Source organism: Myxococcus faecalis, assembly GCF_050039385.1.
Classification (GTDB): Bacteria; Myxococcota; Myxococcia; order Myxococcales; family Myxococcaceae; genus Myxococcus; species Myxococcus fulvus.
This window is the reverse complement of record NZ_CP144336.1, coordinates 8,863,771-8,886,239: the sequence shown is the minus strand read 5'-3', so window position 1 is coordinate 8,886,239 and position 22,469 is coordinate 8,863,771. Positions and strand designations below refer to the sequence as shown.

Sequence of the window (22,469 nt, the reverse complement as noted above, 5' to 3'; positions counted from 1 at the left end):
CAGTCGTCAAGACAAGCCCTGAAACACAAGTGAGTGCAGCAAGGCCACATTTCTCAGGTATTTCGGCACGGCGTATCGACGTGCTCACGCGGACACACTCCGAGGGAGTGTGCGGGCGTGGGAACGTTCCAGCGCGTCACGCAGGAGCGTGACGAGGGTGTGAACTCCCGGGGCGCGCAGCAACGCGTAGTGGTCACCGGGCAGCGTGTGGACGACCGCGCCTCCCCTGGCGAGCAGCTCCCATTCGTGCGCACGAGGTGACTCGGCGGATTCGATGGAGACCAGCGCTCCCGGGTAGGGCCTGGGCACGTAGCGCCAGGCCGCGCGGAGGTTGGACTCGAACACGGCGCGCAGGGCGACGAGCCCTGTTTCAGGGAGCGCCGAGGCGCGGCGCGCCGCGTCCTCCAGCACGCCCAGCGACTCCTCGGGGGCAAGGCTCGCGAGGACGTCTTCCGAGCACGGCAGCCAGGCTCCCGCCGAGCGCAGCACGTCCCGGAAGAAGAGCGCGCCCAACCGCGCGGGTTCGAGCCAGGACGGGTCCACCGCTCCTTCCGCGTGGGCCCGCGCATAGGTGTCGATGAGCACCAGCAGGTCCACCGACTCTCCGCGCGCCTGGAGCTGCTGGGCCATCTCGAACGCGAGCGTCCCGCCCAGGGACCAGCCCCCGAGCAGGTAGGGGCCCTGTGGCTGCACCGCGCGAATCGCGTGCAGGTAGCGCTCCGCCAGGGCCTCCACGCTGTCGAGCGGCGCGGTCTCCCCATCGAGGCCGGGCGCCTGGAGGCCGAAGAAGGGCTGGTCCGCGCCCAGCAGGTGCGCGAGCTCCGCGTACGCGAGCACGGTGCCGCCCACGGGATGGACGCAGAAGAAGGGGCGCTTCGTCCCGCCGCGCAGTTGGACCAGGGGCGAGCTGGCCGCGGGCGCGCGACTCGATACCAGGGCCGCGATGCGCTCCACCGTCGCGCCCTGGAAGAGCGCGGCCACGGGGAGGGCTCGGCCCGTGAGCTCACGAATCCGCGCGAGCAGGCGCATGGCCAGCAACGAATGGCCACCCAGCTCGAAGAAGTCATCGCGGATGCCCACCGGGTGCACGCCGAGCGTCTCCTCCCAGGCCCGGACGAGCTGGAGCTCCAGTGAGGTCCTCGGAGGAACCCGGGGCGCCGTGTCCCGTCGGGTGACGTCCGCGTCCGGCGTGGGCAAGGCCCGGCGATTCACCTTGCCGCTGGGAGACAGGGGCAGCGAGTCCAACATCACGAAGTGGCCTGGAACCATGTGGTCCGGCAGCCGCTCCTGGAGGAAGGCGCGCAGGGCTCTCGACTCGGGCTCCGCGCCGTCCGTGCCCACGACATAGGCCACCAGCCGCGACAGCCCCGAGCCATCCGCGCGCGCCTCCACCACGCAGTCCTTCACCGAGGGATGGTGTGCGAGCGCGGCTTCCACCTCCGCGAGCTCGATGCGGTAGCCGCGCACCTTCACCTGTGCGTCGCGTCGGCCGAGGAACTCGAGGGTGCCGTCGGAGAGGTAGCGCGCGAAGTCTCCCGTCCGGTACACCCGTGAGCCTGGAGCAAGGCCCACCGGGTCCGCGACGAAGCGCTCCATCGTCAGGTCCGGACGGTGGAGGTAGCCGCGCGCCAGCGCCGCGCCGCCGAGATACAGCTCGCCGGGGACACCCGGAGGAACCGGAGTGCCTCGCGCATCGAGCACGTGCACACGCGCATTCGAGATGGGACGACCGATGGGCGGCAGGTCCGGCCAGGACGCGGGGTCGCCCTCCAACGTGTGGGCCGTCACCACGTGGGACTCCGTGGGCCCGTAGTGGTTGTGCAACACGCAGCCCGGCAGGCGGCCGATGAAGCGCCGCAGCGCGGGTGTCACTCGGAGCTGCTCTCCGGCCGTGATGATTTCGCGCAGTCGACCCGGCGCCAGCCCGTCCCGGTCCGCCACCTCGGCGAGGTTCTGGAGCGCGACGAAGGGGAGGAACAGCCGCTCGACGCCGTGCTGCTCCAGGTGCTCCAGCAGGGCACGTGCGTCCAGCCGCAGCTCCTCGGGGATGAGCACCAGCTCCCCGCCGGCCGCCCAGGTGGAGAACAGCTCCTGGAAGCAGACGTCGAAGCTCAGCGCGGAGAACTGGAGCGTGCGCCCCTGTGGCAGGCGCGAGGCGCCGAGCTGCCACTGCACCAGGTTGAGCAGGGGCCCATGGGGCATGGCCACGCCCTTCGGGTCTCCCGTCGAACCCGAGGTGTAGATGACATAGGCGAGCGACTCCGGCCCCGCCAGTGGCGGGAGGTCCTCCGGGTCCTCGTCCTCGAAGCGCGCCGCCTCCGTGTCGAGCAGCAGCCTCTGTGCCGCCCCGTCCGGCACGAGGTCGGCGAGGGAGGACTGCGTGAGCAACCACGGCGCCCTGGAGAAGCGGAGCATCCACGCCAGTCGCTCGCGCGGATAGGACGGGTCCAACGGGACGTAGGCGCCACCCGCCTTGAGGATGGCGAGCACACCGACCGCGAGGTCCAGGGAGCGACGGACGCACAGCCCCACCGGCACATCGGGGCCCACGCCTTCCCTGCGAAGGAGTCTCGCCAGTCGATTCGCGCGCTGGTTCAGCTCGCCGTAGGTGAGCACGTGCTCCCCGAAGCGGACCGCCACCGCGTCGGGAGTGCACTCGGCCTGCTCCTCGAAGAGCGCGTTCACCCGGCTCACGGAGGCAAGTGGCGCCTCGGTGGCGTTCCACTCCACCAGCAGCCGGTGCCGCTCGGACTCGGCGAGCAGCGGCAGCGTCGCCACGTCCTGCGCGGGCTGGGCGAGCGCGGACTGGAGCAACCGGAGGTAGTGCCCCGCCATCCGCGACACCGTCTCCTCGTCGAACAGGTCCGTGTTGTATTCCCAGGACGTCACCAGCGACTGGGGCTGTTCCTGGACGAACAGCGTGAGGTCGAACTTCGACATGCCCGGCTCGAAGGCGAGGCTCTCGACGCCGAGCCCCTGGAGCGACACCGGCACCGTGGGGCCCGGCATGACGAACATGACCTGGAAGAGCGGTGAGCGGCTCAAATCCCGGCTCGGCTGCAGCGCGTCCACCACCTGCTCGAAGGGCAGGTCCTGGTGCGCGAACGCCCCCAGACACGCCTTCCTCACCCTCCTCAGCAACTCCCTGAAGCTCGCACCTCCCGTCTCCACCCTCACCACCAACGTGTTCACGAAGAAGCCGACCAGCTCCTCCACCTGCCTCCAGTTCCTCCCCGATATCGGCGTCCCCACCACCACGTCGCCCTGCCCGCTGTAGCGCCCCAGCAGCACCTGGAACGCCGCCAGCAGCGTCATGTACAGCGTCACCCCTTCCTTCCGGCTCAGCTCCCGCAGCGCGCCCGCCAGCTCGGGAGGAATCCGGAGCGACAGGTGCGCTCCGTTGAAGGACTGCACCGCGGGACGCGGCTTGTCGGTGGGCAGCTCCAACACCGGCGGCGCTCCCGCCAGCTGCGCCTTCCACCACCCCAGCTGCTTCTCCAGCACCTCCCCCTTCAGCCACTCCCGCTGCCATCTCGCGTAGTCCGCGTACCGCACGTCCAACGGTGTGCGCTCCACCGACTCCCCTCGCACCCTCGCCCCGTACCCCTCTCCCAGCTCCTTCTCCAGCAGCCCCACCGACCACCCGTCGAACACGATGTGATGCACCACCCACACCAGCACGTGTTCTTCATCCCCCACCTTCAACACCTTCGCCCTCAGCAGCGGCCCTCTCTCCAGGTCGAACGGGCGCTGGGCTTCCTCCTCCACCCTTTCCAGCACTTCCGCCGCGGCCACGGGCTCCACCTTCAGCGACAGCTCCACGTCCTCGTGGATTCGCTGCACCGGTTTCCCGTCCACCTCACCGAAGGTCGTCCGCAAGGACTCGTGCCTTCTCACCACGTCACGGAACGCGCCCTCCAGCGCGCCCACGTCCAGCCGACCCGAGAGCCGCACCGCGAAGGGCATGTTGTACGAGAAGCCCTCCGCATCGAGCTGCGAGAGGAACCACAGTCGCTGCTGCGCGAAGGACTGCTCCACCACGCCGTTGTGCGGTCTCCAGGTCAGCGCGGGCGGAGGTGCACCCCTCGCTTCCTCGAGGACATCCTCCAGGTGCTCGGCGAGCTGCGCCACCGTGGGCGATTCGAAGAGCACACGGACGGGGAGGTCTCGCCCCACCACGTCCTTCAAGCGGGACACCGCCTGGGTCGCGAGCAGCGAGTGCCCACCCAGCTCGAAGAAGTGTGCCTCCACGCCCACGCGCTCCAAGCCGAGCAGCGGACCGAACACCTCCGCGACGACCCGCTCCATCGCCGTGCGTGGCGCCACGTCGCCACCGCGTGACTCCTCCACGCGCGGCACCGGCAACGCCTTGCGGTCCACCTTCCCCGTCGGGGCAATCGGCAACGCGGGGAGCGCGACGAAGGCAGAGGGCACCATGTACTCGGGCACCTTCGCCTGCAGGTGCGCGCGCAGCTCCGCCGGGGTCAGCGTGTGTCCGTCCTGGAACACGACGTAGCCCACCAGGCGCCGGTCTCCCGGCACGTCCTCGCGCACCACCGCCACCGCGTCCCGCACACCGGGCAGGGCTCGCAGCACCACCTCCACCTCGCCCAGCTCGATGCGGAAGCCCCGCAGCTTCACCTGTCCATCCAGGCGCCCGAGGAACTCCAGGTTCCCGTCCGCCATCCACCGCGCCCGGTCTCCCGTGCGGTAGTAGCGCTCACCCGACGTGCCCTCGAGCGTGTCCGGGAGGAACCGGTCCGCGGTCAAATCGGGGCGGCCATGGTAGCCGTGCGCCAGACTCGCGCCCGCGACGCCCACTTCACCCGGGACACCGATGGGGCAGGGCTCGCCGTTCGCGTCCAACACGTACAGGCGCACGTTGGTGATGGGCACGCCCACCGGCGGAAGCGCGGGCCACGAGGAAGGAGGTCCCGAGGCCCGCCACGCGGTGACGACATGCGCCTCCGAGGGCCCGTACTGGTTCTCCAGCACGCATCCCGGGAGCCGCTCGAAGAAGGCCACGAGCGCGGGCGTCACCTGGAGCTGCTCTCCCGCCGTCACCACCTCCGTCAAGGGAGGCAGCACCTCCTCGGACGCAGCGGCGTCGCAGACCGCCTGGAGCGCGACGAAGGGGAGGTAGAGCCGCTCGACCTGGTGACGCACCATGTACCGGAGCATCGCGCCAGGGTCCTGTCGCAGCGCCGGGGTGATGAGCAGGACGCGGCCACCCAGACACCAGGTGCCGAACATCTCCTGGAAGGAGACGTCGAAGTTGAGCGAGGCGAACTGGAGCGTCGTCGCGTCCGGCTTCACCGTCCGCTTCAGCAACCACCAGAGCATGTTGCCCACCGCGCGGTGGGACATGACGATGCCCTTCGGTCGCCCCGTGCTCCCGGACGTGTAGACGAAGTAGCAGTTCGTCTCCACGGAGAGGTCCACGCAAGGCGCACTCGTGGGGCGGCGCGAGATGGCGGCGGCCTCGTCCTCCAGGCGCAGCACGCGCGCCGACGTCCCCGAGGGCAGCGCGGAGGCCAGGTGCGCCTGCGCCACCACCACCGGCGCCTCCGTGTCCTCCAACATCAGCCGCAGTCGCTCGGTGGGCCACGTCGGGTCCAGGGGCAGGAAGGCCGCTCCGGCCTTGAGGGTGGCCAGCACCGCCACGGGCATCTCGAGGCTGCTCCGGTCCAGGCACAGCCCCACCGAGCCGTTGGGCGGCACCCCCAACGCCACCAGGTGATTCGCGAGCTGGTTCGCGCGGGCGTCCAGCTCCGCGTACGTCAGCGAGCGCGTCCCGTCCGTCACCGCCTCCGCGTGAGGCGTCCGCGCCACCTGGGCCTCCACCCATTGGTGCATCAGGCCCGGCACATAGGTCGCGTCGCGACGCGCGCCCCACTCCACCAGCAGGTGCCGACGCTCCGTCGCATCGAGCAACGGGAGCGAGGAGATGGGCTGCTCCGAGGACGCCACCACCGCGTCGAGCAAGCGTCCGTAGTGGCCCGCCATCCGCGACACCGTCTCTTCGTCGAACAGGTCCGTGTTGTATTCCCAGAACGTCACCAGCCCGCGCGGCGTCTCCCACGCGAACAGCGTGAGGTCGAACTTCGACACGCCCGGCTCGAAGTCGAGCTCCTCCGACGTGACTCCTTCGAGCGCCAGGGGCGCCAGCTGGCCGGGCATGACGAACATGACCTGGAAGAGCGGTGAGCGGCTCAAATCCCGGCTCGGCTGCAGCGCGTCCACCAACTGCTCGAAGGGCACGTCCTGGTGCGCGAACGCCCCCAGGCACCCCCCCCTCACCCTCCCCAGCAGCTCCCTGAAGCTCGCACCTCCCGTCTCCACCCTCACCACCAACGTGTTCACGAAGAAGCCGACCAGCTCCTCCACCTGCCTCCAGTTCCTCCCCGATATCGGCGTCCCCACCACCACGTCGCCCTGCCCGCTGTAGCGCCCCAGCAGCACCTGGAACGCCGCCAGCAGCGTCATGTACAGCGTCACCCCTTCCTTCCGGCTCAGCTCCCGCAGCCTCTCTTCCAGACCGTGCGAGAGCGTCACGCGCTTGAGTGCACCGCGATAGGTGCGCACCGCGGGACGCGGCCTGTCGGTGGGCAGCTCCAACACCGGCGGCGCTCCCGCCAGCTGCTCCTTCCACCACCCCAGCTGCTTCTCCAGCACCTCCCCCTTCAGCCACTCCCGCTGCCATCTCGCGTAGTCCGCGTACTGCACCTCCAGTCTCGCGGCCTCCACCGCCTCCCCTCTCACCCTCGCCCCGTACCCCTCTCCCACCTCCTTCTCCAGCAACCCCACCGACCACCCGTCGAACACGATGTGATGCACCACCCACACCAGCACGTGCTCTTCATCCCCCACCCTCAGCACCTTCGCCCTCAGCAGCGGCCCTCGCTCCAGGTCGAACGGTCGCCGAGCCTCCTCCTCCACCTTCGGCAGCACCTCCGCCGCGGACACCGACTCCACCGTCAGCGACAGCTCCACGTCCTCGTGGATCCGCTGCACCGGCTTCCCGTCCACCTCACCGAAGGTCGTCCTCAGGGACTCGTGCCTTCGCACCACGTCACGGAACGCCCCCTCCAACGCCCTCACATCCAGCCGGCCTGTGAGTCGTCGGGCGAACGGGACGTTGTAGGAGATGCCTCCCGTGTCGAGCTGTGACGTGAGCCACAGTCGCTGCTGCGCGAAGGACTGCGGCACCACGCCACCGTGCGGCTGGTGCGTGAGGGGACTGCGCTGGGCTTCGTGGTCCTCCTCCAACCGCTCCGCGAGCCGGGACACCGTCGAAGACTCGAACAGGACGCGCACGGGCAGCTCACGTCCCACCACTTCGCGCAGCCGCGACATGGCCCTCGTGGCCAGTAACGAGTGTCCGCCCAGCTCGAAGAAGTCGTCCTCCACGCCCATCCGCGCCAGGCCCAGCAGCGGGGCCAGGACCTCCGCCACCACCTGCTCCATCGCCGTGCGAGGCGCCACGTACTCACGCCGCGAGCCCTCGACCCCGGGGGAAGGCAGCGCCCTCCGGTCGAGCTTCCCGTTCGGCGTGAGCGGCAGGCCCGGCAACATGACGATGGCCGAGGGCACCATGTACTCGGGCAGCCGCGCACGCACCCACGCGCGCAGCTCCTGGGACTTCGGGAGCGCCCCCTCCGAGGGAACACAGTACGCGACGAGCCACCGTCCTCCGGGGCCATCCTCGCGCGCCACCACCGCCACCTCGCGCACGTCCGGGTGGCTCGCGAGCACGGCCTCCACCTCGCCCGACTCGATGCGGAAGCCGCGCAGCTTCACCTGTCCGTCCAACCGCCCCGCGAACTCGAGCGTCCCATCCCGCCGCCACCGCGCCCGGTCTCCCGTGCGGTACAGCCGCGCCCCGGGCTCCGCGCTGAACGGATTCGGGACGAACCGCTCGGCGGTCAGCTCCGGACGACGGAGGTATCCCCACGCCAGCCCATCGCCGCCCGTATACAGCTCGCCCCAGACACCCACGGGGACGAGCGACATCGCCGCGTCCACCACATGGACCTGGGTGTTCGAGATGGGTCGACCAATCGGCACGGCGCCGTCCACCCGCGAGCCCGCCGTCAACGGATGGCACGTGGTGAACGTGGTGTTCTCCGTGGGCCCATACCCGTTGATGACGACTCCCCCTCGCGCCAGACGCGCGCGAACGGCGGAGGGCGACACCACGTCGCCGCCCGTGAGGAGCTGACGCACCCCGGACAGCGCCTCGGGACGCGTGGCCATCACCTGCTCGAACAGCGCGGAGGTCAGCCACAGCGTGGTGACGCCACTTCGCGCCAGCCCCGCCTCCAGCTCCTCCACCGAGGGTGTCCTCGGCGCGAAGACCACCAGCCTCGCGCCATTGAGCAGCGGCCCCCACAGCTCCAGCGTCGCGGCATCGAACGAGATGGGCGCGAGCTGGAGGAAGACCTCCTCCGGTCCCAGCTCCGCGAAGCGGCTCCCCTTCACCAACCTCACCACCGCGCGGTGCGGAACGCAGACGCCCTTCGGCCGCCCCGTCGAGCCGGAGGTGTACATGACGTAGGCGAGCGACTCCGGCGGCAAGGGCAACGCCAGGTCGACCTCGGGCTCGTGAGCGAACGCCGCCCCCGAGGGCTCCAAGGGAACGAGCTTCACCGGACCCGAGACGAGCCACGGACAGGCCGCGTCCGGTGCCAGCAAGGCCGCGAGCTCCGAGTCCTCACACATGAAGGACAGCCGCTCGTCCGGATACGACGGGTCCAATGGAACGTACGCGGCCCCGGCCTTGAGGATGCCGAGCGTCGCCACCACCATCTCCAACGAGCGTCGCGCGAAGAGCCCCACCCGACTCCCGGGCTCGATCCCCAGTCGACACAGGTGGTGCGCGAGCTGATTGGCGCGCCGGTTCAGCTCCGCGTACGTCAGGCGCTCGCCCTCGAACTCCACCGCGACGGCGTCCGGAGTGCGGGACACCTGTGCCTCGAACAGCGCGGGGATGCTCGCGTCGCGCGGATACTCCGTCCGCGTCGCGTTCCACTCCGTCAGGAGCAGCCCACGCTCGGCCGCGCTCACGAGCGGGAGCTCGAAGACGCTCGACGAGGGGCGCTCCACCACCGCCTCCAGCAACGCGACGTAGCGCTCCGCCAGTCGCGTCACCGTCTCCTCGTCGAAGAGGTCCGTGTTGTACTCCCAGTACGTCACCAGCCCGCGGCTCGTCTCGCGCGCGAACAGCGTGAGGTCGAACTTGGAGACGCCCGGCTCCAGCGGGACGTCCGTCGCGACGAGCCCCGGCAGGCTGAGCGCCGCGGACGGCTCTCCCTGGAGCACGAAGGCCACCTGGAAGAGCGGCGAGCGGCTCGGGTCCCGCTCCAGCTGCAGCGCCTCGACCAGCTGTTCGAGGGGCACGTCCTGCCTTGCGAAGGCCTCCAGGCACGTCTTGCGGACCTGACGCAGCAGCTTCTGGAACGGGACGTCCTCGACCTGGGCCCTCAGGGCCAGCATGTTGGCGAAGAACCCGACCACGCCCTCCAGCTCACGCTGCCCGCGCCCCGCGAAGGGCGAGCCCACGACGATGTCCCGCTGCCCGCTGTGACGCGCCAGCAGCACCTGGAACGCCGCCAGCAGCGTCATGTACAGCGTCACCCCTTCCTTCCGGCTCAGCTCCCGCAGCCTCTCTTCCAGGGCCGGCAGGGGCGGCATCCACTTCAGGGCGCCCGGATAGGTCTGCACGGCGGGACGCGGTCTGTCGGTGGGCAGCTCCAACACCAGCGGCGCTCCCGCCAGCTGCTCCTTCCACCACCCCAGCTGCTTCTCCAGCACCTCCCCCTTCAGCCACTCCCGCTGCCATCTCGCGTAGTCCGCGTACTGCACCTCCAGTCGCGCGGCCTCCACCGCCTCACCCCTCACCCTCGCCCCGTACCCCTCTCCCACCTCCTTCTCCAGCAACCCCACCGACCACCCATCGAACACGATGTGATGCACCACCCACACCAGCACGTGCTCCTCTTCCCCCACCCTCAACACCTTCGCCCTCAGCAGCGGCCCTCGCTCCAGGTCGAACGGACGCCGGGCCTCCTCCTCCACCCTTGGAAGCACGTCCGCGGCCGCCACCTCCTCCACCTCCAGCCACAGCTCCACCTCGTCGTGGATCCGCTGCACCGGCTTCCCATCCACCTCGCCGAAGGTCGTCCTCAGTGACTCGTGCCTTCGCACCACGTCACGCAGCGCGCCCTCCAGCGCTCCCACGTCCAGCCGGCCCGTGAGCCGCACCGCGAAGGGCGCGTTGTAGGACGTTCCGCCCGCGTCGAGCTGCGAGAGGAACCACAGCCGCTGCTGCGCGAAGGACTGCTCCGCCACGCCGCCATGCGGCTGGTGCGTCAGCGGAGGCCGACGGCTCGTCCGCTCCGGCTTCGTGGCGATGGACGGCGCGCTCCGCGTCATCACGCCACTCGAATCGTGGGCCGAGGCCCCTCTGGCGCCCCCTGCCCGGGCTGCCCCTGAGGCTCCGGCAAGAGCAGGTCGTACGGATTCATCGCGTCACCGGCCAGGCACTCCAGCTCCACGTCCAGCCCCAAGCCGTGGCGTCGCGCCAGCTCGATGAGCACGCCCGTCACCGCCTCGTCCTCCAACGAGAACCCCGTGGAGTCGAACACCGTGGACCGCTCCCGCCACTCCCCGAAGCGCTCGGGATGCTGGACGACCTCGATGATGCCCGGGCCAATCTGCTCGGGCCGCAGCTGCTGACACTCTCCTTCCACCAGCGCCTGCGGCAGGAAGTCCGGACACACCAGGCTGCGCTCGAGCAGCGAGCGCGGCAGCTCCAGCTTCCCCGGCAGGTCCGAGCCCACCGCGTTGACGTGCACCCACGGCTTGAGCCACCCGTCCTCCAACACCGGCCCCTCTCCCACGCCCACCGACGTCACCGTGCACACGATGTCCGCCTCCGCCTCCACCGTCTCCAACGGCGCCGCGCGGACATCCAATCCCAGGAACGCCGCCCGCCCCGCGAACGAGCGCTGCGCCACCGGGTCCACGTCAAAGACAAGCACCCTCTCAATGGAAAACAACCGCGACAGTGCATGCAGCTGGGTCACCGCCTGGGCGCCGGCGCCGACCAGCCCCACCACCCGGCTCTCCGGATGTGCCAGGTGCCGGCTGGCGATGGCGGACGCCGCCCCCGTGCGCAGCGCCGTCGCCAGCACCCCGTCCACCAGCGCCGTCAGGTGGCCCGTTGCACAGTCATAGACACTGTTCGTCGCGATGATGGTGGGAACCCCATAGTGTCTGGGATTCATCGGGTTGTAGCCGACAACTTTGATGGTGATGGATTCACCCTGCCGCATCACCGGCATCCACTCGAGCACGCCTGTCCGGGCGTTGCGCAGCGTGAAGCCCTCGCGCTGCCGCAGCTCCGTGCGCGCGAGGTCGAACGTTCGGAAAGCCGTCTCCACCGACTCGATGACCCGGTCCATCAGGACATCGATTCCCACTTCGTGCACGAGCCTGCGCAGGTCCGCCTGGGTGACGAGGAGTGTCTTCACGGGCGCTCCCTCAGCCTGGAGATGCGCGCACTCTGCATCAATCCGTGTCACCTGAGAAGACAATCAAAACATTCCGACATCTCTTTACGCACCCAGAAGAATAATCATCCCTGATTGCCCATGACCACACCTGCCGACATTGCACGTTTTACATGAACTACGAACAAGCCCTATCATCGCGAGCCGTGAGCACACGAACGGACGCCGCGACGCTGTCCTGGGGTTGGGTTCGCAATCCCAGGTTCGACCTCTTCTTCATCCTCGGAACGGCGGGCCTGGGGCTCGCGTTCTCATTGGCGGCGCTGGCGCGGCCGTCGCTGTTCCCCGTGCTGTTGATGGTGGACGTGTGGCTGCTCGGCTACCACCACGTGGTGTCGACCTTCACGCGGCTGGGGTTCGACGCGGAGAGCCGGCGTCAGCACCGCTTCCATCTGTGGGTGCTGCCGGGGCTCGTCTTCGCGGCGACGTTCGCGGTGTACCAGGCGGGCGGCGTCTGGCCGCTGATGTCCATCTACTTCTACTGGCAGGGGTGGCACTACCTCAGGCAGAGCTACGGCGTCAGCCGCATCCTGGACCGCGCCTCGAAGCGGCCGGCGGCGGAGAACCCCGCCACCGCGTGGATGCTCTACCTGCTGCCGCTCGCGGGGCTGCTCTACCGCTCCGCGCAGGGCTCCACCACCTTCCTCAAGCTGGAGGTGCGGATGCTGCCGGTGCCCTGGGAGGCGGCGTGGGCGGCGGCGGCGTGCGCGCTGGTGGCCTTCGCGGCGTGGGCGGTGCTCCAGGCGCGGGCGCTGCGCTCGGGCGCGGGCAGCCCCGCCCAGACGCTCTACCTGGCCACACACGCGGGCATGTTCGCCGTGGGCTACTTCGTCATCCCGAGCCTGGAGACGGGCTGGCTGGGCCTCAACGTGTGGCACAACGCCCAGTACATCCTCATCGTCTGGCTGTTCCACAACCGGCGCTTCAAGGAGCAGGTCAGCCCCGAGCACCGCTTCCTGTCCACGCTGAGCCAGAGCCGGCGGATGCTCCAGTACCTGGTGGTGTGCGTGGCGCTGTCCGCGCTGCTCTACACGTTCATCCTGCGCGGACTGTCGTGGATTCCAGCGGCCAGCCTGCTCATCGTGCAGACGCTCAACTTCCACCACTACATCGTCGACAGCCTCATCTGGAAGGTGAGGCAGCCGGCGGTGCGGCGAAACCTGGGGCTCGCCGCGTGAGGCCCGGGCCAGGAGGGCCGCGAGGGCTTTCGCCCCGCGGCCCCTGGCGTCGGGCTCAGCCGCGAACGCGCAGCACGGAGCGGCCGCCGTAGCGGGCCTGCTTGCCCAGCTCCTGCTCGATGCGGATGAGCTGGTTGTACTTGGCGGTGCGGTCCGCGCGCGACAGCGAGCCGGTCTTGATCTGCCCGCAGTTGGTGGCGACAGCCAGGTCCGCGATGGTCGCGTCCTCCGTCTCACCGGAGCGGTGCGACATGACGGCCGTGTAGCCCGCCTTGTGCGCCATCTCCACCGCGGCCATGACCTCCGACAGCGTGCCAATCTGGTTGACCTTCACCAGGATCGAGTTGGCGATGCCGTTCTTGATGCCGTCCGACAGGCGCTTGACGTTGGTGACGAACAGGTCGTCGCCGACAATCTGAACCTTCGAGCCGATGCGGTCCGTGAGCAGCTTCCAGCCGGCCATGTCGTCCTCGGCCAGGCCGTCCTCGATGGAGAGGATGGGGTACTTCGCCACCAGGCTCTCCAGGTACTTCACGTGCTCTTCCACGGAGCGCTTCTTGCCCTCGCCCTCGTAGTCGTAGACGCCGTCCTTGTAGAACTCGCTGGCGGCGCAGTCGAGCGCCAGGGCGATGTCCTCGTTCGGCTTGTAGCCGGCCTTCTCGATGGACTTCATGATGAAGTCCAGCGCGGCCTCGGCGGACGTCAGGTTGGGGGCGAAGCCGCCCTCGTCACCGACGTTGGTGCCGAAGCCCGCTTCCGACAGGCCCTTCTTCAGCGTGTGGAAGACCTCGGCGCCCATGCGCACCGCCTCGGCGAGCGACTTCGCGCCGACGGGCATGATCATGAACTCCTGGAAGTCGATGGCGTTGTCCGCGTGCGCGCCGCCGTTGATGATGTTCATCATCGGCACGGGCAGGAGGCTGGCGGAGACGCCGCCCACGTAGCGGTAGAGCGGCAGCCCGCGCGCGGCGGCGGCGGCCTTGGCCACGGCCAGCGACACGCCGAGGATGGCGTTCGCCCCCAGCTTGCCCTTGTTGGGCGTGCCGTCGAGCGCAATCATCGTCTCGTCGATTTCGAGCTGCGACTCCGCGTTGAGGCCGCGGACCGCCTTGAACAGCTCGTTGTTCACCGCCGCGACGGCCTTATGCACGCCCTTGCCGAGGTAGCGGCGCTTGTCGCCATCCCGCAGCTCCACGGCCTCGTGCGTACCGACGGAGGCGCCGGAGGGAACGGCGGCGCGACCGCGGATGCCGTTCTCCAGGATGACGTCGACTTCGACAGTGGGATTGCCGCGACTGTCGATTATCTCACGGCCTACGACACCGACGATTGTAGTCATCGCGCCTTCGTAGCGAAGGGTCCCCAGTGCGTCAAGGAGACAGGGCCCCGAGCGTCCGCCTCAGGCGCTCCGGGCCTCGCGCTCCGCGTGGTACTGCTCGATGGAGAGGTTGCGCACGCGGGAGCGACGTCCCTCCTCGTTGTGCACGTAGCCCACGCTGGCCACGTACGGCTCGATGACGCGAAGCTTCTGCAGCGGCGTCACGATGAGCAGTTGCAGGTCCAGCCGGCGGAACAGCTCCAGGCCGTACGCCGCGGACTCGTCCGAGCCCCGGCCGAACGCCTCGTCGATGACCACGAAGCGGAACGAGCGCGAGCGCGTCTCGCCCCACTGCAGACCGAACTGGTAGGCGAGGCTCGCGGCCAGCACCGTGTACGCGAGCTTCTCCTTCTGTCCGCCCGACTTGCCGCCCGAGTCCGCGTAGTGCTCGTGCTCCTGGTCGTCCGCGCGCCAGCGCTCGGAGGCGGAGAAGCTGAACCAGTTGCGCACGTCCGTGACGCGCCCGGTCCACTTCGCGTCCGCGTCCGCGGAGCCTTCACGGCCCCGGAAGCGCTCGATGATGCGCTTGACGTCCAGGAACTTCTGCTCGGAGTAGGCGTCCTCCTCCGCGCCGCCGAGCGTGCCCTCGATGCAGGCGCGCAGGTCCTGCTGGAACTCGCGGATGTCCGCGTCCTGGGTGGGCGACAGCTCCAGGACGATGTAGCGGTCCGGGTTGTAGTCGATGGCCCTCAGCGAGCGGTTGATGGTGTCCACCCGCTCGCGGATGCCGTGCCGCTCCCGGTGCAGCTGCGCCTGGAAGTTGGCCACCTCACGGATGGTGTTCTCGTTGAGCAGGCGCTTGAAGCGCTCCTCGAAGCGAGGCAGGTCGTCCGCGCGCAGCGAGTGGAGCAGCGCCACGTACTCCCCGGCCGCCTCCAGGCTCGCGCCCAGCTCCTGCGTCTCCACCGGGAACTCCGCGCGGTAGGCCTGCATCGCGGACAACAGCGCGTCGCGCACCCGCTCCAGCTTGCGCGCCTCGCCGTCGATGCGCGACTGGAGCCGCTCGCGCACCTGACGCTCGCGCTCGTCGCACGCCTCCGCTTCCAGCAGGAGCTCGCCCTGCCCCTCCGCGCACAGCTCGGCCACGCGCGGGAAGCAGGCCCGGATGGACTCGGGGGTCTCGCTCGCCGTGCGCTGACACGTCGCCAGCGTCCGCCGCGCCGCCTCCTCCTTCTCCTCCTGCCGTCCCTGGCGCTTCTCCACCGCCTTCAGCGCGGTGTCCGTCGCCGCCAGCTCCTTCTCGATGGCGGCGAGCTGACGCTCGAAGCCCCGCAGCACGTCGGACTCGCCCTCCAGCTCGCCCAGCCGCGCCTCCCGGCGCTGGATGTCGCTGGCCACCGAGCGCCAGTCCAGCTCCCGGAAGCTGTCGAACACCGCGAGCTGCCCCAGCTGCTCGGCCCGCTGACGCAGCCGCGCGTGGCGCTGCTCCTGGGCCTCCCACTTCGCCGAGGCCGCCTGGAGGCGCGTCTCCAGGGCCTTGCCCTCCGACTCCAGCGACTGGCGCTTGGAGTCGTTCGTCCAGCCGAGCACCCACTGCGAGCGGTCATCGATGCGCCGCCGGTCATCCTTCAGGTGTCGCTCGCCGCCCGTCTTCACCTGCCCCGAGCGGGACAGGGCCTGGCGCGCGCGCTGGAACTGCTCCGGCGTGTCGCAGCACGTGTAGTCGAACTGCCGCGCGAGCTGCGCCGAGAGCCATCCGCCCATGTGCGAGCCGGGCTTGATGAGCAGCTTGCCGGGGAGCGAATCGGGGCGAGGATCCTGGGGCCTCGCGAGCCCGTCCTCGCGGACGCGGTAGTAGACCAGCCGCTCGTTCAAGTGGGTGCGCTCCACCCACTGGCTCACGCGGGGATGGTCCGCGTCCGCCACCAGCAGCGAGGTGCCCAGCGAGTACAGCACGCGCTCGATGGCGCCCGTCCAATCGCGCGCCTCGTCACGCACGCGCAGCAGCTCACCGGCGAACGGGAGCGCCTCCTCGGACAGCCCCAGGTCCGAGCACACCCGGGCGCGCAGGTGGAGGAAGCGCGCGGGGATGTTCGAGCGCTGACGACGCAGCGACTCCAACTCCACGGCCACGGCCTCGTGCGACTTCTTCAAGTCGCGCAGCTCCATGCCCAGCTCGGTGCGCGACTCCTGCACCTCGGCCAGCTCGCGCGCCGCCGCCTCGCGCTGGAGCTGGATGGCGCGGGTGTTGGACAGGAAGAGGTCCAGGTCCGTGGCCGCGGGCAACCCCACCGACTGGGCCATCCGCGCGTAGCGGTCCGACTTCAGCGCGCGCTCGTCCCGCTCGCGGCGCCGCTGGGTCAGCTCCGCCTTCTCCGTCTCCAGCCGGTCTCCCCCGTTGGAGGAGATGGCCTGCCGCAGCCCGTCGCGCTCCGTGCCCTGCCGCTCGCGCTGCTCGCGAAGCGCTTCCGCCTCCGCGCGCAGCTTCTCGCGCTCGTCGCGCACGCTGGCCAGCCGCTCCTCGAACAGCCGCGCCTTCTGCTCGGAGAACCAGGGTCGGAGCGCCTCCCGACACAGCCGGAGCGCTTCGAGCTCCCGCGCCAGGACCGCGTGGCGCTCGTGGTCCGCCACCAGCGGCTCCAGCCGGCTCACCCTCCGCTTCGCCTGGAGCACGGTCTCGTGCGCGCGGTGCAAATCGTCGAAGTGGCCGATGAGCGCCGACAGCCGCGTCTCCACGTCGAAGGGCGGCAGCATGTGGTGGCGCACGAAGTCCGTCAGGTTGCCCACCGACTTCATCGACACCGTCTGGAGGAACAGGTCCAGCGCCTGCTCGTTCTCCAGGCCGAAGCGCCGGCGGAACGCGGCCTGATACGGCGGGAAGGTCTCATGCACCTCGCGCGCGAGCGACTTGAGGCGCTTCTTCAGTGCGTTCAGGTCCGAGCCGATGCGCGAGAAGTGCTCGGCGATGGAGAGCTTCCCGTCCGCCACGACATAGAGCCGCACCGGCTGGCCCTCCGGCTCCCGCATCCACATCACCTGCACGAGCGTGACGTCCTGCCCGTAGCCCTCGTTGTGGAAGTGCGCCAGCAGCACCGAGTACGTTGGCGCGTCACGCAGGTAGACGGGCCGCGCGACCTGCCCCGCGTCGCCGCGCTCGGACTTGTACTGGCCGCGCACGTACGAGCGCAGGTTGCGCTCCTTCGCCTCCGCGCCCGCCGCCTTGTTGTAGGCCAGCTTCTGCGGCGGGACGAAGAGCGTCACCAGCCCGTCCACCAGCGTCGACTTGCCCGAGCCGATGTCTCCCGTGAGCAGCCCGCTCTCCCCATGCAGATCCAGATGCCAGACGTGCTGGTGGAAGGTGCCCCAGTTGTAGACCTCGAAGCGGTGGAGCCGGAACCCCGCGCGCTCGTTGGGCGCGCCGATGTCCAGCAGGTCCGCCTGGGTGAGGGTTCGCACCGTGCTCATTCCGTGCCTCCTTGTTCCTCGACGAGCCGGACGCGGTACGCCTCCAGCCGCCGTTCGAAGTCCTCCAACCACTGCGCGTCGATGAACGCCTTGAGGATGCGACGCACCTCGAAGGTGTCCTCCTCCTCGCCCAGCCGGCGCACGAAGCCCATGCCCACCGCGCGCTCCAGGTCCTGGTTCACGCGCTCCGCCCAGCGCACCTCGTTGGTGCCCTCCGGGAGGAACAGCCGCACCAGCTCGTGCACCTCGTGGCGCCGCAGCACCAGCCGCGTGCCCCCCGCCGCCGCGTCCACGTCCGCCAGCTTCTTGCGCAACAGCGCGAGCAACAGGCTCAGCCCGTAGCCCAGCTGCCTTCTCGCCACGAGCCGGGGCAGCTCCACGCCGCCCTCCGACTCCGAGCGCTGGCGCAGGAACGCGTAGCCCTCCGGCTCGTCGAGCACGAGCTTCAAGCCCAGCACGGCCAGCTGCTCGCGCACCTTCGGCTGGAGCTGGAGCAGGGCCTGCCACACCCCCGCGTGCTCGTCGCGGTACACCGCGCCCTTGAGGAGCGAGACGAGCACGACGGACAGGGTGTCGGCGGCATCGGCGGTACGAATCGCGGGGGTCATCATCGGATGAAGAGCACCAGGGGAAGGGAGGCGCGGCGGGTGGCGCCGCTCGCATCGGTCCAGAAGAGGTCCTGCGTGCGCGCGTCGTCGACCGAGGCCTTGCGGTCCTCCGACGCGAGGCTCAGGTACGTGACGAGCTCGGCCAGCCCGTGCTGGAGCGGATGCTCGCGCACCAACTCCGCGAGCGAGACCTGCTCGCGCGCCTGCAGCGCCTCACGCACGTTGAGCCGCAGCCGCGCCTTGTCGATGAACGAGAGGTTGAACAGCGCCTCCGACGGCACGTCGTCGGTCGCCTCCTTCACCTCCTCGTCCGCCATCCGCGCGCGGGCGGGCGGGCCATACAAGGGCCGCTCCAGCGGGAGCTCGAGCGTGGGCGCCAGCTCCTCCAACGACATGAAGCCCTCGCCCGGAGGCCGCGCGCGCACCGCCAGCGCGTTGCGTTCGATGCCGCGCAGCACCTGGAGGATGCGGCGGTTCTCCAACCACACACGGTCATCCAGGAAGCGGCGCAGCTGTCCGGACAGTCGCGCCACGGTGCGCTGGGTGTGCTCGCCGGCCTCCAGCCAGTCGAAGTGGATGCGCGGCAGGCGCGCGTCCGGCTGGAGGGATTGAATCGCCGGATGCGACAGCACCCGCTCCAGGTTGCGGGTGAGCGCCTCCTTGCGCTCGGGCGACATGAGGAAGTCCCAGAACGCGCGGAAGCTGCGCCCCTGGTCCGAGCCGTTGATGGCGTCGCGCTCCCCCAGCACCGTCTCCAACAGCTCGCCACGCGTCCCCTCCCACGTGGCGATGCGCTCGCGCACCCGACGGTCCAGCGCGTGGAAGCCGTCCTCCAGCGCGCGGAAGTCGGACATCAGGCCGCGCGCCGTGTCGGACATCTGCTGGAAGCGGTCCTTGAGCGCGGACTCGTCCATCAACTCCAGATGGCCCTCGCGCACGCGGGCTATCTCCTCCTCGAGCTCCGCCTTGCGCTTCTCCAGCTCCGCGAGCCGCGCCTTCGGGTCCACCTCGGTGCCCTCGGTCATCTCCTGGAGCAGGTGGAAGACGGTGAGCAGCCGCGACTCGGTCCCCACGAAGGGCTGCTCGGTGAGCTGGACGAGCCACCGGATGGCGCGCTCCGCCGCGGGCGTCAAATCGAAGTGCGGCTCGTCCATCTCCGGTGGATAGAACTTGCGCAGCCAGCCGGTGCCGTCGGCCGCCCACTCATCGAGATAGGCGCTCGCCGAGCGCGGGAACGCGGCCGCGCCCCGCTGCTCGCGCAGGGCGTGCAGGTGGTCCTCCAGCCGCAGCACCAGCTCCCGCTGGGCGATGGCGCGTGCGTTGGATGCGACGAACACCCGGTGCAGGAAGCCGACGATGAGCGGCGCGTGGTCCGCGACGAGCAACCGCCAGCCGGGGTGTTTCAGACGCAAGGTCTCGAGCGTCGTGAAGTCCATGACGCATCATCCATACACCCCACCTCTGACATGCCCGGGTGACGTCACGGGATGGCTGGATTGAGGGCGCCTGGATGCCCTGCCTGGTTGGCTGCCCACTCGGGCACCGACGTGCGCGCACAGGCCGCAGTCGGCGCGATGACAGACGCCACGCATTCACCGGACACGTGGCGCGCCAGGCTGGCAGGATGGCGACCATGAACAAGCTCGCGACGACAGGCTGGCTGCTGGGCGCGCTGCTGTGGGGCGCGTGTGGTTCGGACGACGTGAAGCGGGAGCCGTGCGTTGAGCGCACCGTCTTCGCGCGCTCGCCGACGGGCGACTGCACATCCTACGCGTCCAGTTGCGACATCCCCGCGGGCTATCGCGAGTGCTGCGGCGGCTTCCTGGGAGGCTGCGTGGCCTCCGGCGAAGATGCGCGCTGCGTCGACGACGCCACCGACTCCTGCACTCCGGGCGCGGGTGGCGCGGACTGTCCGGGCGTCTGCGAATAGCCTTTCGCCAGGACAGGGCAGACTCCAGATTTCCGCGCGTTTCCAGCATTGGTTGTCTCCGCGCGATTGGGCATAGTGACCGACGCATGTCGGCCCTCGCTCCCTCCGCGCGCCCTCGCCGTCCGTGGCTTCGCTTCCTGCTGCGTCAGACCATCATCGGGCTGACCCGATTGTCCGGAGTGCTCGCCGGCGCCGCCGAGCGGCTGCGCTGGGTGCGCCTGCGCCACACGTGGCTCAAGCCCAGGCCGGGCGACATCTACATCGCCACCAGCCCCAAGGCGGGGACGACGTGGATGCAGATGATCGTCTACCAGCTCGTCACGCAGGGGCGCGGTGAGTTCGAGCACATCAACCAGATCTCGCCCTTCCTGGAGCAGCTGGTCCGCGACGCGAAGGCGGAGGCGCTGCTGGACGGGCTGCCGTCGCCGCGCATCATCAAGACGCACCTGCCCTACTCGCAGCTCAAGCCGCCCCGGGACAGCCGCATCCTGTACGTGACGCGCAACGCGGCCGACTCGCTCAAGTCGCTCTACCACCACCACTACCTGGTGGAGGACACGCCGCTCGACTTCAACCGCTTCTTCCGCGTGGTGATGGACCTGGATGACCCGTGGCTCACGCATCTGGAGTCCTGGTGGCCGCACCGCGCGGACCCCAACGTGCTCCACGTGCGCTACGAGGACCTGGTCCAGGACCTGGAGGGGGGCGTGCGGCGCGTGGCCGCCTTCTGCGGGCTGCCCATCGACGAGTCCCGGATGGGCGACATCCTGGAGCGCTGCGGCATCGCCTACATGAAGCAGCACACCCAGCGCTTCGACAACCTGGGCCCCCGGGCCGCGGCGCTGGCGCGGGGCACGTTCATCCACCAGGGGGGCGTGGGCCAGGGACGCGCGATGCTCGACGAGGCGCAGCGCGCCGAGCTGGACGCGCGGGTGGATTCGGCCCGTCAGCGCCTGGGCATGCGGGGCACCGGGCCCTGACGCGGGTGGTCGCCTACACGTCCGGCTTGGACGGCTCCTTGCCCTTCTGCTTGTTGTTCTTCCAGCCCCACGTGGAGCTCCACATCCCCGGCCCCGTGAAGAGCACCGTGACGAGCGTCATCACCGCCGCGCCGATGAGGATTTCCCAGATCATGTCCTCGCCTCCTTCCACTTCCACAACCTGACGCCTCGCGCCCGGGTCGGCACGGCGGAGGTCCGGTTCCACCCCTCGCCGCTTCGTGAGCCGAGTCGCCCCGTGAGCCCGCTGCCCTGGAGACCGGGCAGGCACGCGGTTTCCTGGAACACCTCGCGTGACGCGGCAAACTAGCAGCTCGCGTCACGAGTGCAATCGTGCACGGACAACGTCCGCGCGGGCGCGCGGTGGTAGTGTGCACGGCCGCATGCCCCACCTGTCCACTCGCGGTGCACGGCCCCTGGCGTTCGTCGGGGCGTTGGGTCCTTCCTTCCTCCGCGCGCGGCTGGTGTGGGGACTGTTCGTCGGGCTGCTCGGTTGTGACGGGCGCCCGCCTCCGGACCTCCCGGGGGCCGAGTGCCCCTCGGGGCCGTGCGGCAACGGCGACGGGGAGGCCATCCGCCCCGAGGGCAGCGTGCGCATCGCGGCGTACAACGTCCATCGCCTGTTCGACACCGTCTGCGACTCGGGTCGGTGTGGGGGCACGGAGTACGAGGAGCTGCCCACGCGCGACGAGTTCGACGCGCAGGTGGCCCGGCTCTCCGGCGCCATCGGGCTGCTGGACGCGGACGTGGTGCTGCTGGCGGAGGTGGAGACGCAGGCGGGGCTGGACGCGCTCCAGGCGCGGCTGCCGGAGTTCCCGCACGCGGTGCTGGGTGAGATTCACGAGCCGGCCAGCGTGGACGTGGGGGTGCTCTCCGCGTTCCCCATCACCTCGGTCGTCACGCACCGGCACCGCGCGCTGACGCGGCCGGACGGCTCGTCCACACGCTTCGCTCGCGAGTTCCTGGAGGTGCACCTGGACGTGAACGGCAAGGAGGTCATCGTCTTCGCGGCGCACTTCAAGGCGAAGTCGAACGACGACCCGGGCCGCCGTTACGCGGAGGCCAGCGCCGCCCGGGACATCGTCACGCAGGCGGCGGCGCGCGCGCCCCGCTCGCTGGTGGTGATGGGCGGGGACCTCAACGACACGCCGGGCTCGGCGCCCATCGACGCGCTGGAGCAGGACGGGATGCTCAAGCGCGTGGCGAAGGACCGGCCGGACGACCAGACGTGGACGTACAACTACTCCGGTCGCAAGCAGGCCATCGACCACCTGTTCGTGGCCAACAACGCGGCCGGCACGTACGTGCCGGGCTCGTTCCGCGCGGTCCGGGACGGCAGCGGCTACGGCGGCTCGGACCACGCCGCCGTGAAGGCCGACTTCATGCCGGGGCCCTGACG

Annotated in this window: 11 protein-coding genes; 4 read left to right on the top strand and 7 right to left on the bottom strand. The window is 70.0% G+C overall.

The window, feature by feature from the left end; genetic code table 11:
• Positions 1 to 84: 84 nt before the first annotated feature.
• Together VZQ01_RS35920 and VZQ01_RS35915 are read right to left on the bottom strand one after the other, a co-directional pair.
• Positions 85 to 10,434 carry a non-ribosomal peptide synthetase gene (locus VZQ01_RS35920; RefSeq protein WP_426745901.1) on the bottom strand — a complete coding sequence of 3,450 codons (10,350 nt, stop codon included), beginning with the start codon at positions 10,432 to 10,434 and terminating at the stop codon, positions 85 to 87.
• On the bottom strand, positions 10,434 to 11,534 hold the full coding sequence (locus VZQ01_RS35915) for an ornithine cyclodeaminase family protein (protein WP_426745900.1): 1,101 nt from the start codon (positions 11,532 to 11,534) through the stop codon (positions 10,434 to 10,436). The genes VZQ01_RS35920 and VZQ01_RS35915 overlap by 1 nt, the downstream gene beginning before the upstream one ends.
• 185 nt (positions 11,535 to 11,719) lie before the next feature.
• Here VZQ01_RS35915 and VZQ01_RS35910 point away from each other — a divergent pair, with 185 nt between their 5' ends.
• On the top strand, positions 11,720 to 12,751 hold the full coding sequence (locus VZQ01_RS35910; RefSeq protein WP_223785319.1) for a hypothetical protein: 1,032 nt from the start codon (positions 11,720 to 11,722) through the stop codon (positions 12,749 to 12,751).
• A 55-nt stretch (positions 12,752 to 12,806) separates the two neighbouring features.
• On the opposite strand, the gene eno is transcribed toward VZQ01_RS35910, so the two are convergent.
• Genes eno through VZQ01_RS35890 form a run of 4 tightly spaced genes read right to left on the bottom strand, consistent with a single transcriptional unit; the run spans position 12,807 to position 19,578 of the window.
• Positions 12,807 to 14,090, bottom strand: a complete 1,284-nt coding sequence (gene eno / locus VZQ01_RS35905; protein ID WP_426745899.1) for a phosphopyruvate hydratase — start codon at positions 14,088 to 14,090, stop codon at positions 12,807 to 12,809.
• 60 nt (positions 14,091 to 14,150) lie between these two features.
• On the bottom strand, positions 14,151 to 17,534 hold the full coding sequence (locus VZQ01_RS35900) for an ATP-binding protein (RefSeq protein ID WP_426745898.1): 3,384 nt from the start codon (positions 17,532 to 17,534) through the stop codon (positions 14,151 to 14,153).
• Positions 17,531 to 18,145, bottom strand: a complete 615-nt coding sequence (locus VZQ01_RS35895) for a DUF4194 domain-containing protein (RefSeq protein WP_223785321.1) — start codon at positions 18,143 to 18,145, stop codon at positions 17,531 to 17,533. Before VZQ01_RS35895 ends, VZQ01_RS35900 begins: the two co-directional genes overlap by 4 nt.
• The gene (locus tag VZQ01_RS35890) at positions 18,142 to 19,578 is read right to left on the bottom strand and encodes a DUF3375 domain-containing protein (protein ID WP_426745897.1); all 1,437 of its coding nucleotides are present in this window, start codon (positions 19,576 to 19,578) and stop codon (positions 18,142 to 18,144) included. The genes VZQ01_RS35895 and VZQ01_RS35890 overlap by 4 nt, the downstream gene beginning before the upstream one ends.
• A 197-nt stretch (positions 19,579 to 19,775) precedes the next feature.
• Between VZQ01_RS35890 and VZQ01_RS35885 the strand changes: the two genes are divergently transcribed.
• Together VZQ01_RS35885 and VZQ01_RS35880 are read left to right on the top strand one after the other, a co-directional pair.
• Entirely contained in the window at positions 19,776 to 20,072 is a 297-nt protein-coding gene (locus tag VZQ01_RS35885) for a hypothetical protein (protein ID WP_426745896.1), read from the top strand.
• An 86-nt stretch (positions 20,073 to 20,158) separates the two neighbouring features.
• Positions 20,159 to 21,052, top strand: a complete 894-nt coding sequence (locus VZQ01_RS35880) for a sulfotransferase domain-containing protein (protein WP_426745895.1) — start codon at positions 20,159 to 20,161, stop codon at positions 21,050 to 21,052.
• A gap of 13 nt (positions 21,053 to 21,065) precedes the next feature.
• Here VZQ01_RS35880 and VZQ01_RS35875 read toward each other — a convergent pair whose 3' ends face one another.
• A complete protein-coding gene (locus VZQ01_RS35875) occupies positions 21,066 to 21,206 on the bottom strand; it encodes a hypothetical protein (RefSeq protein ID WP_223751647.1) in 141 nt (46 codons plus the stop codon).
• A gap of 247 nt (positions 21,207 to 21,453) precedes the next feature.
• Here VZQ01_RS35875 and VZQ01_RS35870 point away from each other — a divergent pair, with 247 nt between their 5' ends.
• Positions 21,454 to 22,467: an endonuclease/exonuclease/phosphatase family protein gene (locus VZQ01_RS35870; RefSeq protein WP_248546084.1), complete on the top strand. Its 1,014-nt coding sequence runs from the start codon at positions 21,454 to 21,456 to the stop codon at positions 22,465 to 22,467.
• Positions 22,468 to 22,469 lie beyond the last annotated feature (2 nt).